Annotated in this window: 10 protein-coding genes; 4 read left to right on the forward strand and 6 right to left on the reverse strand. The window is 47.4% G+C overall.

Features of this window, described 5'->3' with window-relative positions; all coding sequences use genetic code 11:
* The first annotated feature begins 19 nt into the window (after window positions 1-19).
* The 3 genes from tuf (at window position 20) to ACTS3T_RS00830 (ending at window position 2,850) form a co-directional block, all read left to right on the forward strand.
* Complete coding sequence (tuf, locus tag ACTS3T_RS00820) at window positions 20-1,249, forward strand: elongation factor Tu (protein WP_377965393.1); 1,230 nt, start codon at window positions 20-22, stop codon at window positions 1,247-1,249.
* Between the two features lie 155 nt (window positions 1,250-1,404).
* Window positions 1,405-1,722, forward strand: coding sequence for a 30S ribosomal protein S10 (gene rpsJ / locus ACTS3T_RS00825; RefSeq protein ID WP_346291064.1), 318 nt, complete (start codon window positions 1,405-1,407; stop codon window positions 1,720-1,722).
* A gap of 486 nt (window positions 1,723-2,208) precedes the next feature.
* Window positions 2,209-2,850, forward strand: coding sequence for an LON peptidase substrate-binding domain-containing protein (locus ACTS3T_RS00830; protein ID WP_377965391.1), 642 nt, complete (start codon window positions 2,209-2,211; stop codon window positions 2,848-2,850).
* A gap of 33 nt (window positions 2,851-2,883) precedes the next feature.
* Here the strand turns inward: ACTS3T_RS00830 and pheA are convergent, their stop codons facing one another.
* Entirely contained in the window at window positions 2,884-3,753 is an 870-nt protein-coding gene (gene pheA / locus ACTS3T_RS00835; RefSeq protein WP_377965389.1) for a prephenate dehydratase, read from the reverse strand.
* Window positions 3,754-3,920: 167 nt separating this feature from the next.
* Between pheA and ACTS3T_RS00840 the strand changes: the two genes are divergently transcribed.
* Entirely contained in the window at window positions 3,921-4,478 is a 558-nt protein-coding gene (locus ACTS3T_RS00840) for a DUF1997 domain-containing protein (protein WP_377965387.1), read from the forward strand.
* Window positions 4,479-4,552: 74 nt separating this feature from the next.
* Here the strand turns inward: ACTS3T_RS00840 and ACTS3T_RS00845 are convergent, their stop codons facing one another.
* The 5 genes from ACTS3T_RS00845 to ACTS3T_RS00865 form a co-directional block, all read right to left on the reverse strand.
* Entirely contained in the window at window positions 4,553-5,179 is a 627-nt protein-coding gene (locus ACTS3T_RS00845; RefSeq protein WP_377965385.1) for a ribonuclease HII, read from the reverse strand.
* Between the two features lie 7 nt (window positions 5,180-5,186).
* A complete protein-coding gene (rne, locus tag ACTS3T_RS00850; protein WP_462934622.1) occupies window positions 5,187-7,205 on the reverse strand; it encodes a ribonuclease E in 2,019 nt (672 codons plus the stop codon).
* Between the two features lie 580 nt (window positions 7,206-7,785).
* Window positions 7,786-9,549, reverse strand: a complete 1,764-nt coding sequence (locus tag ACTS3T_RS00855) for a ribonuclease J (RefSeq protein WP_377965369.1) — start codon at window positions 9,547-9,549, stop codon at window positions 7,786-7,788.
* A gap of 204 nt (window positions 9,550-9,753) precedes the next feature.
* Window positions 9,754-10,644, reverse strand: a complete 891-nt coding sequence (gene dapA, locus ACTS3T_RS00860; protein WP_377965367.1) for a 4-hydroxy-tetrahydrodipicolinate synthase — start codon at window positions 10,642-10,644, stop codon at window positions 9,754-9,756.
* A 146-nt stretch (window positions 10,645-10,790) separates the two neighbouring features.
* Window positions 10,791-11,825, reverse strand: coding sequence for an aspartate-semialdehyde dehydrogenase (locus tag ACTS3T_RS00865; protein ID WP_377965365.1), 1,035 nt, complete (start codon window positions 11,823-11,825; stop codon window positions 10,791-10,793).
* Window positions 11,826-12,173 lie beyond the last annotated feature (348 nt).

Consider the following 12,173-nt stretch of genomic DNA (forward strand, 5'->3'; position numbering starts at 1 on the left):
GGTAGGGATACGTACACTCATGGCACGCGCAAAGTTTGAAAGAACCAAACCTCATGTCAACATCGGCACCATTGGTCACGTTGACCACGGTAAGACAACGCTAACAGCTGCTATTACAATGGCTTTAGCGGCTGCTGGGGGTGCAAAAGCTCGTAAGTATGACGAGATTGATGCTGCACCTGAAGAAAAGGCTCGGGGTATTACGATCAATACCGCTCACGTTGAGTATGAGACTGAAAGTCGTCACTACGCTCACGTAGACTGTCCGGGTCACGCAGATTACGTTAAAAACATGATCACGGGTGCGGCCCAGATGGACGGTGCCATTCTGGTCGTTTCTGCAGCCGATGGCCCAATGCCCCAAACGCGGGAACACATTCTTTTAGCCAAGCAGGTAGGTGTACCTAGCATCGTCGTTTTCCTGAATAAGCAAGATCAGGTAGATGACGAAGAATTGCTAGAACTCGTTGAACTTGAGGTTCGCGAGTTGCTAAGCTCTTATGACTTTCCCGGAGACGACATCCCGATTACGGCAGGTTCAGCTTTAATGGCTGTCGAAGCGCTCACCAGCGATCCCAAGATTAGCCGAGGCGACAACGAGTGGGTAGACAAGGTTTTGTCTTTAATGGATCAAGTAGATGATTACATTCCCACGCCTGAGCGCGATATCGACAAGCCTTTCTTGATGGCGGTTGAGGATGTCTTTTCCATCACAGGTCGGGGTACGGTTGCCACAGGCCGGATTGAGCGCGGTAAGGTCAAAGTAGGCGAAACGGTTGAGCTAGTCGGCATTCGTGATACTCGCAGCACGACGGTAACGGGTGTTGAGATGTTCCAGAAAGTTCTGGATGAAGGTCAGGCGGGTGACAACGTAGGCGTGCTTTTGCGAGGGATTCAAAAAGCTGATATCGAGCGCGGTATGGTGTTAGCCAAGCCTGGTAGCATTACGCCTCACACTAAGTTTGAATCTGAAGTTTACATTCTCAAAAAAGAGGAAGGGGGTCGTCATACGCCTTTCTTCCCTGGCTATAAGCCTCAGTTTTATGTGCGAACGACTGATGTAACGGGCAAAATTGAAAGCTTTACTGCTGATGATGGCAGTACGGCTGAGATGGTTATGCCCGGCGATCGCATCAAAATGAATGTAGAGCTGATCAACCCAGTTGCCATTGAGCAGGGCATGCGCTTTGCTATCCGCGAAGGTGGCCGTACGGTAGGGGCTGGTGTTGTTTCTAAAATCGTTGAGTAATCTCGTTTGAGATTCTCTTTGAGGAAGTAGCGTGCTTGAGCGCGTTACTTCCTTTCTTTCTGTGGGTAGAGGCTTTTTTACTTGAGACCCCTCAAGCAGGCTTGAGCCACCTCTGCTCTTCCTCTGAACCTTGATAACTGAAAAACGGTAGCGCAATGGCAACGATTCAACAGCAAAAAATTCGTATTCGGCTCAAAGCTTTTGATCAGCGTTTGCTGGACACTTCTTGCGAAAAAATTGTCGATACGGCCAATCGAACCAATGCAACTGCAATTGGCCCCATCCCATTACCCACTAAGCGACGAATCTATTGTGTGTTGCGATCGCCCCACGTAGACAAAGATTCTCGTGAACACTTTGAGACTCGCACTCATCGTCGAATTATTGACATTTACCAGCCCTCTTCTAAAACCATTGACGCGTTGATGAAGCTTGACTTACCTGCTGGTGTCGATATTGAGGTGAAGCTTTAAGGTTATCGGCCACATCTCAACAGCATAGAAAGGGCTAGCGTTCTGTCTACCCATGGCGGATAGAACACTAGCTCAAGTACAAGCAGAAGACCGTAGAAAAGTAGCGAGAAGCTGGATTTAAGCGGCTACTCAATAGATTTTAAAAAGTTGGATCTAGCTGTGGCAAAAAGCAAAAGACAGAATGAAAGGTTTTCTGTTGGTAGCTTTCAGCAGCTATAACCGTCTCAACCTAGTGACAATAGCTATATTTGCTTTAGAAAGCTCTTTAGATCGCCCAAGGTGTATTTATAAGCCTACAGGTTTAGATAAAAGCGGCGTACTCTTTACAGGCAGTGGTTCATCTACCCGTTTGCCTGATTCCGAGTCTCTGAAATAGATACGATAAAATATATAGGGTACAACCCACCCAGACCTGCAGAGAAACTGGCTTACCCAGACTTTTTTGACATCGTTTAGAGCACTGCTTTTTAGCCTTTAAAGCCAATAATGACATCTTCATCCTCGATCGCTGTTCGAGAACTTCCTCTCTTCCCGCTTCCTGACTTAGTTCTTTTTCCGGGTCGCCGCCTTCCTCTTCACGTCTTTGAATTTCGGTATCGTATCATGATGAATACGATTTTACAGGGAGATCGCCGCTTCGGAGTTTTGATGATTGATCCGGCCACCGGGCAACCTGCTAAAGTGGGTTGCTGTGCGGAAATCGTTCACTATCAGCGATTGCCAGATGACCGGATGAAAATTTTAACCATTGGCCAGCAGCGATTTCGAGTTTTAGACTATGTTCGCGAGAAGCCTTATCGGGTTGGTTTAGTTGAGTGGATAGAAGATCAGCCGTCTCAAAAAGATCTTTACCCGCTGGCTTCTGAAGTTGATCAGCTGCTGAGAGATGTCGTTCATCTGTCTGCCAAACTAACTAGCCAGGAAATTGAGTTACCCGATAGTATTCCAGAACTGCCTTTAGAGCTATCTTACTGGGTCGCAGGCAATCTTTACGGTGTTGCTAGTGAGCAACAGTCTCTCTTAGAAATGCAAGATACAGCCGGACGTTTGGAGCGAGAAGTTGAAATTTTGACTTCAACTCGCAATCATTTAGCGGCTCGAACAGCGCTAAAGGATGTGCTGGAATGAGGCAGCAAATAGTTTGCTTAACCTTAAAGCTGCTTATTCCAATTTTGGCGTAATTTCGGACTCACTGATTTGCAAGGTGGCGTAGCTGCCAAAAATTTTAAGCGTTTCAGTACATCCTTTCAAATCTTCTAAAGCTTGCTGAACTTTTGATGGGCTGGCGTCTACTTCTAAGTCCGCAAAGAAGACATAGTCTCCTAGCGATCGCTTACTTGGACGAGACTCAATTCGACTTAGGTTGATATTTTGACTGGCAAAAATTTGCAAGGCTTTAAGCAAGGCACCAGGGGCATTAACGGGTAAGCTGAAAGCGATTGAGGTATGGGTGCCTTGTTGTGAGCTAGCTAACCCTACGACCCAAAACTTAGTACAGTTATCAGCATGATCGTTAATGGGACAGGCTAAAACTGGCAAATTATAGAGCTGGGCTGCCCAGCGAGACGCGATCGCTGCTGCCTGTAAATCTGATGAAATATGCTGCAACGCATCTACAGTTGAACGCGTGGGTATGAGCTGCGCCTGGGGTAAATATTGATCGAGCCAGCCCTGACACTGTCCTAAAGCCTGAGGATGTGAATAGACTTTTTGAATGAGAGAAAAGTCTGAAGTTTTAGAAAGACAAGCATTGAGGATAGGCAAGACGAGCGCCTTTTGAATATTTAAGCCATCGAGTTGCCAAAGGCTGTCTAGGGTAGCTGTCACCCCACCTTCAATCGAATTTTCGACCGGTACAACTGCCAAATGAGTCTCTGCCATCGCTGTAGCTTTAATTGCTTGCGTAATGCTGGGGTAAGATCGCAAGCTAGCAGATAGATTTTGAGTTTGCTTGAGCCAGTTAGCATAAGCTAGAGCGGCTGCTTCTGAATAGGTGCCTTGAGGGCCTAAGTGGGCAATAACAAGAGGCATATCAAGAGACATATATTAATAACTGCTGTAAGAAGTGCTTAGCTACTTAAGCAAGCATAATGCGATAATTTAAAAAATAAGCAAGATAGCTTTCAAAAGGTTTGAGCAAAGTTAAATTAAAACTTTTTATTAGCTTAACCTGACGCTGACTTATCCCCTGGTTGAAAATGCTCCAGTTCTCGGCTGCGCAGTCGGTTAACATTACGGTTCCTCAAAAGACGATCGCGATTGAGCGCTATTTGCAAAAGCCTCAGCGGCTTGTATACGCTCTGATGAACCCTGACCAGGTTGAAAGCTTGGCTTTTGATCGATTTCGCTTAAGCCTGCAGCCGTTTAAGTTTTTTGTGCTGAGGATTCAGCCTGTGGTTGATTTGGAAGTTCTCGTCAGCGATACAGGCAACGTGAGATTGCGTTCTGTAGGCTGTGAAATTCAAGGCAGCCAATATATTAGCCAGAGATTTGATCTCAATCTTCAAGGATGGCTAGAACCTCGCTCTACCGATGCCGCAACCTATTTAGTCGGTCAAGCTAACCTAACAGTTGCAGTTGAGCTACCGCCAGCGCTACGCCTGACGCCCAAACCCCTCGTTGAGTCTGCTGGTAGTCGCTTATTGCGCGGCATTTTAGCAACTATCAAACAGCGCTTGATTCAACAGTTATTAGTAGACTATGAAAAGTGGGTAGATTCAAAGCTTGCGGCTGAGGCTTATTCCGAAGCTAGCTAAAGCCCTGTTTGTAGCCGCTAGGTTGATGGGTGAATACTAGGCGCGCCGCGTACCTCCTCTGCTGCAAGGCTTTATTAGGGTTGAGAGATGCTGTTGTTGCTTTGCAGGCCAAGGCGAAACGATTGGCGGTGTTGACGGCTGGGGCCAATTTTGAGTAAGGCGGCTCGGTGTTGATGACTGCCGTAACCTTTGTTAGATTTTAGCTCATAGCCGGGATAGCGCTGATCAAGGCGTATGATTAGCTGATCTCGCCAAACCTTGGCAACAATACTGGCTGCAGCGATCGCCACTGATCGCTGATCGCCTTTGATCCAAGTTTCTTGGGCAAAAGGTAGGTTGGGGATAGCCTGATTGCCATCAATGAGACAAAGCTGTGGCGATGGCGTTAGCTTCAAAATAGCTCGTTTCATCGCCAGCAGCGTAGCCTGCAATATATTCAACCGATCAATTTCGTAAACGGTGCTAAAACCAATTTTGCAATCAGTCGCAGTTGCCAAAATTAATTGAGCTAACTGCGATCGCCGCTGCGGTGAGAGACGCTTGCTATCTTGAACACCTGCCTCACTGAGAGCTTGCAAACTGTCTTTAGGTAAAATCACTGCCGCTGCTACTACAGGCCCAAATAAGGCACCCCGACCGACTTCATCAACGCCTGCAATTTGAGAAGTCGATAGGTCGTTTGGAGCCTCAAACGGAGCCATTATTGGCTTAGTTAGCTTCAGCGGTAGCTGTTTCGGCTGAAGAGCGTCGCCGCCGTCGCCGTCGTACAATCCCGTTTTCGTTTTCACTGTCATTATCTTCAGTCCCTGTTGCGCTGACAGGCATTTCTGCTTCTGCCTCTTCCTCGTCAGCAACTTGTGTGGCGAGGATAGGCTCAGACTCAGCGCTAGCAACGACACTCTTTTTAGGAGCCGCTACGCTTTTGGGCATGTCTATCGGTTCTTTGAGTTTAGGTTCTGAAGTGGTTGCTCTTTCACCGGGTAAGACAACCGAAATAATAGCAGAGCGAGGATCTTTAATGTCTTGGTTAGCTAAAACCAAAGGCGAGATGCCCATCATTGCGTAAACTTTTTGCTCCTCTGGCGTCATTTCAACCGAAATGACCTCGGCAGGTTGTTTACGCTCGTGGCGACCGTTACTTTTGGTTTTGCTAGGCTTGCTCGATTCTGCGAGTTCTGGCTGCTCATCGATATTTTTGTTTTCAACTGGCTCAACCTCGCGCTCCGACTCGCGGGCGTTGCGATTAGGCAGGCTGTCCGCAGGCCGCCGCCGCCGCCGATGACGATTGTTGCCTTTTGTTCCCCCCTTTTCTTGATAGCTAGGATGATTCATCAGCTCTAGCTCTTGCAGGTCTGCGTGAGGCTCCAAATCATCAGCCCTACTATCTAGCTTGGGAGCTGGTAAGGTAGCGGTACTGCTTTGCACCGAAGGTACGCTTTTGTACTCTCTAGAAGTTTCTGCGACTTCTGGATTAGCGCTGTGTTTTTCTTTTTCACCTGGCAAATGAACTAAGTGGCCGAGTCCATCACAGGTGGGGCAAGGTCTGCTAAAAAGCTCGTAAATGTTTTGACCCTGGCGTTTACGGGTCAGTTCTACTAAGCCTAGTTCAGAGAGTTGCGAAATCTGAGGTCTGGCCTTATCAGCTCGCAGCGCTTTGCTAAAGTGTTCTAGCACCTGTAGCTGATCGCGCCGAGAATCCATGTCAATGAAATCTACAATGATGACGCCTGCCACGTTTCTAAGGCGTAGCTGACGAGCAATTTCGGCGGCAGCTTCACAGTTAGTCCACAAAACGGTTTCGCGAGCGGTGGCTGAGCGGGTAAAGGAGCCGGAGTTGACATCAACAACGGTTAAAGCTTCAGTCGGCTCAATGATAATGTAACCACCTGAGGGCAGATCAACTCTGGGTTTTAAGGCTTCTCGAATAGCGGCGTTAACTCGAAAATACTCTAAAATTGGGATGCGATCGCGGTGGTGGTCAATCAAGACCCCCTGCGGTGATTTGCCGGCATTCCAGTTGGCGAGGTGCTGCTTAACTCGCTTCAGTCCTGTATGGGAGTCAGTGACAATCCGGTTAACATCTGTGCTAAACACATCCCGGAGCACTCGCTGAATAAAGTCATCGTCACGGTTGAGTAAGGCGGGCGGACGGCTAGAGAGGGCTTCTTGCTGGATACTCTCCCATTGCCGCTGCAGAAATTCTAAATCTTCAATAATGGCTTCTTCAGCCACACCTTCAGCCTCGGTTCTGACCAATAAACCCATGCCAGCGGGCTTGATCAAAATAGCGAGTGCCCTGAGCCGATGCCGCTCATTTTCGTTACGGATGCGACGGGATAAGTTAACACCCCGACCAAAAGGCATAAGAACCAAATAGCGACCTGGTAAGGTAATGTTGCCCGTCAGCCGAGGCCCTTTGTTGCCTGTCGGCTCTTTCATTACTTGAACCAGTACCTTTTGCTGGGGGGCAACCAGCTCAGTAATAGAGCCTGCTGAGCGTTTTAGTCGCAAAGGGCCTAAATCGGTGACATGCATAAAGCCGTTACGCTCACTGTCGCCGATATTGACAAAAGCAGCGTCAATTCCTGGCAAAACATTCTCAACAGTACCTAAATAGATATCGCTGACTTGATGGCTACCAGTTGCAACAATCAGTTCTTGAATCTGATCTTCTGAAAATACAGCAGCAATTCGATGCTGCTCAGCAATAATAATTTGCTTTGGCATTCAATTTCCTCAAATACTGTCACCAGCTACGGCATTAGTAAAGTTCCTTGCAACGGATTGACTGGTGTATGACTAAAAATACGGGTTGATCGAGGGTAGGAGGACTTTAAAGCAGCTCCTACAAAATGGCCTGAAGCGATCGCAGAAAGAGATCTACGAAGAATCAGGTCTGCACTAGTAAACTCAGCCAGAAGGACATCCAGTCCGCAAAGAGAAGGCACGATTGCTACATGCAAAATCCAAAAAGGTTAAACTAATGCCAAAATTTAACAAAACTCTGACAGAAGACCTCAGATACGAGTGCTCTTCACTTCCCAGTCACTAGTCGCAGGGTATCAAAGCTATATCTAAGCGTTAGCTTCTGTTGAAATGAATTATAACGCTAGAGCAGCCCTAAAGTCATAGGACTGGCTTTTTTCTAGCATAATTTGCCTGAAAATGCACGCCTAATTTTAGAAGCGAACGGCGAGGGGCAATCTTTAAGATTTGAAACAACAGTCGAACCGCGATCGGGATAGTGAGTCTTTAGGGGGGTACCGCAGCCTGCAAGACCCCTATCCCAACAGGTTCAAGACGTTAGCTATGAAACAGCAACGGTTGGCTGTGGCTGGTCTAACTTGTTGATGCTGTCAGCAGGTTGCTGTAAAAGAAAAACTACCAGCGGATAGCGTTTGGGCAACTCTCGCTTGAGGAAGCGCCGCAGTTCTCCTTCCAGCCTATACTGTAGCTCCTGCCAATCTACATGAGGCAGGCCGTTTTGCGAAGGACTTGAAACTGCTGCCCAACTCTCTCTTAAAGCCGTTTCAATCAAACGATGGATAGACTGCCCAAGCCGTTCTGGATCGGTGGAGTTGGCTACACCCCGTAGATGCACCGCTGGTTTAGCAATTAGCTCCCCGTTCCAATTGACTGCCGCCGCCACGCTCACCATGCCATCAGCAGCCAGTTGTTGCCGCTCTTTGAGCACGTCTCGATCAACTAAGCCATTACGGGACGAGTCAACTAGCTCAATGCCTGAAGGTACCTGACCAACAATTTGAATATGGTCTTGCGCAATCTCAACAATATCACCGTTGTTGATAATCACCATATTCTCTGCCGGAATGCCCATACTCTGAGCAGTTTCAGCATGCTTGACTAGCATCCGGTGTTCACCATGTACCGGAAGAAAAAACTTAGGCCGCGTTAGCGCCAACATCAGCTTTTGATCTTCTTGAGCACCATGGCCGGATACATGAATACCCTTGTCTTTGCCGTAGACGACTTTTGCGCCTTGCATCATCAGTTTGTCAATGGTACTGACAACGGCAATGGTATTGCCAGGAATGGGGTTAGCCGAAAAGACGACCGTATCCCCTTGTTTGACTTTAATCTGACGGTGAGAACCGTTGGCAATCCGAGTTAAGGCTGCCATGGGTTCTCCTTGAGAACCTGTTGTCAGAATCAGCACTTTATGATCAGGCCATTGGCTAAGCGATTTGAGCGGTTGGAACAAATCATCTTCACACTTGATATAGCCTAAAGCGCGGGCATGGGCAATCACATTGAGCATTGAGCGACCCACCACAAAAACTGCCCTGTCGTGCTTCTTAGCCAGATCCAAGATCATGTTGACCCGGTGCACCGAGGAGGCAAAAGTGGTCACTAAGAGGCGACCATCCGCTTGGGCAAAGGTGCGATCTAGGTTGGGATAAACTGATCGTTCTGAAGGCGTATGGCCGGGTACTTCGGCATTGGTAGAATCGCTAATCAGGCAAAGCACGCCTCGTTCACCATGCTCTGCTAATTTTTGAAAGTCAAAAAATTCTCCATCGATCGGCGTGTGGTCAACCTTAAAATCACCACTGTGAATTACAACGCCTACAGAAGTATGAATAGCAACTGTAAAGCTATCGGCAATGGAGTGAGTATTGCGAATGTACTCAACAATGAATGATTTGCCAATGCGAACCATTTCACGGGGACGCACGGTACGCAATTCTGTGCGATCGCTAACACCTGCTTCTTCCAACTTACCCTCTAGCAATGCCATTGCTAGACGTGGGCCATAGATAACGGGAATATCAAATTGCTTGAGATGAAAAGCAATCCCCCCAATATGGTCTTCGTGACCATGCGTTACAATCATGCCCTTGATTTTGTGGCTGTTTTCACGCAGATAAGTGACGTCTGGCAGCACAATGTTGACCCCGTGCATACCATCAGTCGGGAAAGCTAGCCCCGCATCCAACAACATGATTTCGTCATTGATTTCAAAGACGCATGTATTTTTACCAATCTCGTGTAGTCCTCCTAACGGAATGACCTTCAACGCTTGATTGGAATTGGTTTGCTCTGTAAACATTCAGGGATAAAACTCCTAACGGATAAAATATACGGACTGTAAACAGAAAGTATTTCTGCTAATACTTTCAAAAGCGCTTTTAGCTAAACAAACTGACTAACTTGATAGCTACTAACAGAATTAAATTTATTCAATTGTCTGAAAAAGACTGGACAGTTCGGCACACAGCTAGCTTTTGCAGAATAGTCTTTGCTGTATTAGTTTTTACTGAGAGTCAATTGATTCCAGAATGGCTTGTAATTCTTGTTTGATAGCCGCTGAGGCTGAACATAGGGGTAAGCGAAGATAATCGACATCCCAGCCTTGTAAAGCCAAAGCGGCTTTTACAGGAATTGGATTTGTTGTTAAAAAAAGTCCTTTGAACAAAGGTAAAAGCTGGAGATGAATCTTGGTGGCTTGCTCGACTTGCCCTTGTTTAAAGGCTGCAATCATCTGCTGCATTTGTTTTCCCACTAGATGACTGGCAACGCTGACCACGCCAGTACCACCCACCGATAGCATCGGTAAGGTTAGTGCATCATCTCCTGAGTAAATGGCAAAGTCAGGAGGGGTGAGCCGTCTAATCTGACTGACTTGCTCTAAACTGCCGCTAGCTTCCTTAATAGCATTAATATTAGGCACGTCTGCCAAGCGAGCAACGGTTTCCGGCAACAGCGTTTGTCCAGTTCGACCCGGAATGTTGTAAAGCATGAGGGGAAGATCTGGAACCGCTTGAGCTACCTCCTTAAAGTGTTGATACAAACCCTCTTGAGGCGGTTTGTTGTAATAAGGAACAACCTGAAGAGAACCGTCTAGGCCAAGCTTATTCGCTTTTTGGGTTGCGGAAATGGCTTCTTGAGTTGAGTTAGATCCGGTTCCGGCAATAATTTTAGCTTTGCCAGATACGGCCTGCTGGACTACTTGAAATAAGTTATATTCTTCATCCCAACTTAAGGTTGGCGATTCTCCGGTTGTACCGCAGATGACTAAAGTATCTGTTCCATTGTCAGCTAAGTGGGCAGCCAGTTTCTCCGCTAGTGCATAATTGACTCCACCTTCGCTAGTGAAGGGGGTGATCATGGCAGTGAGAACCTGTCCAAAATCAGTTGTGCCCATTTAAGCTCCTTGTATTCATGAAACTCAGCCTTATTTTTGCATTCTAATCACAAAGGCGGCTAAACAGAGCTTTCTCAGCCTCTGACTGAAGACAGGTAAAAACAGATTGCTGACCTGCTACGGCAAAAGCCTTCTAAACTCGGAGCTTAGGCCAGCGTGGGAACAGCAAGCCAACGCTTCGCCACCAGTAGTTCAGCAATTTGGATAGCATTGAGCGCGGCACCTTTACGAATTTGGTCACCGCTGAGCCAAAGTTCTAAGCCACACGGGTGAGACAAATCTTGCCGAATACGACCGACTAACACGTCATCTTGACCACTGGCTTCGATGGGCATCGGGAAATAGTTGGCTTGCCAATCTTCAACCAAGCGCACACCGGGCGATTGAGATAAGATAGCCCGTGCTTGGGCGACGTCAAAAGGACGCTCAAATTCTAGGTTAATGGCTTCTGAGTGCGCTCGTAAGACGGGAACCCGAACACACGTTGCCGTAATCCTGAGGTTTTCGACTCCAAAAATCTTACGAGTTTCGTTGAGCATCTTCATTTCTTCCTCGCAGTACCCTGCTTCTGTGAGGCGAGAGTTATGCGGAAAAAGATTGAAGGCTAAAGGATAGGGCAAAACTTCTGCGATCGCCTCTTCCCCATTCAAAATGGCCTGGGCTTGCTGCTTAACCTCTTCCATCGCCCGAGCACCGGCACCGCTAGCAGACTGATAAGTAGAAACAACCAGACGTTGAATAGGCTGAACCTGATGGAGCGGCCAAGTCACCAGACTCATCAAAATGGTGGTGCAGTTGGGGTTAGCAATAATACCTGCGTGGTGAGCGGCTGCCTGAGCGTTGACTTCAGGCACAACTAGAGGCACCTGTGAATCCATGCGGAAGGCACTGGAATTGTCAATAACCACGGCTCCTGCTTCGACAGCTTTTGGAGCCCACTGCCGCGAAAGGCTGCCTCCCGCCGAAGCAAGCACTAAATCAACGTTGGCAAAGGCTTGCTCACTAAGCGGTTCAACAGTTAGAGCCTCGCCTTTGAAGGTAAGTGTTTTACCCACTGAGCGGGGAGAGGCTAAAAGTTTGAGGCTAGCTACTGGAAAGTTGCGGCTTTCCAGTAAAGAGAGTAGTTCGGTTCCAACTGCACCTGTGGCCCCTAGGATGGCAACTCTGTAGGACTGAGACAACCGTAATTTCCTCCTGTGAATTGAGTGGTAGGTTATGTGGATTCGGGTAGCGGGTTAATTGAAAATGGCGGTTTTAGTTAAAGCAGGGTATGAGTCTGAGTTTCTGAACTGAAGTAGCTGAAGGTTTGACCAGGGATGAGATGGATTAATTTAAAGTTTGATTGCTAAGACACTCAGTGCCTATATTTTGGAGGGGAAGCGCCAAGGACTTAGATAGATCGCTACGAAAGATGCGCTGTCTGTCTTAAATGGTAAAGCTCACTCCAGACTACTGTAGTTGGTAGAATTAAGCTAGCATTATTAACTTTCATCGCTTTGGTGAGCAACTGGCTATTTATTTTTAGGCGC

The organism is Almyronema sp. (assembly GCF_052168255.1).
GTDB lineage: Bacteria > Cyanobacteriota > Cyanobacteriia > Phormidesmidales > Phormidesmidaceae > Sphaerothrix > Sphaerothrix epifaneia.